The 1,021-nt window shown below is 24.0% G+C and carries 1 protein-coding gene; it reads left to right on the top strand.

Features of this window, described 5'->3' with window-relative positions:
• Window positions 1-81: 81 nt before the first annotated feature.
• Window positions 82-1,021, top strand: a 940-nt coding sequence (locus ACRCYC_RS16140) for an LTA synthase family protein (protein WP_438620127.1), incomplete at its 3' end; no start/stop codon positions are given.

The raw sequence follows: 1,021 nt of genomic DNA, 5'->3' as shown, positions 1-1,021 counted from the left end.
AACTGTTTTATAATTTTAAAATTTTTTATAAAGCAGTATATCTATCTTTATTTTATGATGGTAATCAGTAGAATTTATTTTTTGTATAGAACTTTTCCGAAAGAAATAAAAATTCCAAAAGAAATAATTTATGAAGGATTTAAAGTTGGATGGATTTTCGATAACTCTATTATTGGTAGTTTCACCGTGATTACATCACTTTTATTTATAATTTTTTATATTCTAAATAAAAAAAATTATAGAGTAGCAAAGAATATCTACATAATCCCAACTAGTATTTTATTTTTAATCATTTGTTCTTTAAGTTTTGGAAATGTTGAATATTTTAGAGAATTTGGATTTAATGTTAATTCATCTATTTTAAACTACTTTGGAGACACGAATGAAATAGTAGCTACATTTTTTTCAGGAAACGACTATAACCCTATAACAAATTTATCAATTATTTTAATTTTAACAATAGGCTTTATAAAGCTAACTAAAAAAAATTTAGAAAAAATAAATTTAAGATTTGATTTCTTTGGGAATTTAAAGACTATAGCATCTATTTTAGTCATTATAACATTAGGAGTATTTTCATCAAGAGGTGGATTTTCAGAGGCAGTTTTAGACTGGGGAAGAGGATATTATTCAGAATATTCATATATGAATCAATTTGCTATAAATCCTATTTTTTCTTTAGGTAGATCTTATTATAATTTAAAAAAAGAGCAAAGAAAAGGGCGAGCATTAGAAAGAACTTTTTCAATAGATGAACTTAAATATAATATAAGAGAAATAGTAAAAGATCAACAAGCTCAATATATTTCTGATAAAAATCCATTATTGAGGATGACAGATACAAAAAAAAATCAGGAAGATTATAATGTTATAATTGTATTAATGGAAAGTTTTATGTCAAAATATATTGGAGCTCAAGGAGCTGAAATAGATTTAACACCTAATTTTAATAAATTAGCAAAAGAGGGAGTTTTATTTAATAATTTTTATGCCACTGGAACTAGATCTAACAGGGGGATAG

Source organism: Paraclostridium sp. (assembly GCF_051657365.1).
Lineage (GTDB): Bacteria > Bacillota > Clostridia > Peptostreptococcales > Peptostreptococcaceae > Paraclostridium.
This window is presented reverse-complemented; position numbering and strand designations above follow the sequence as displayed.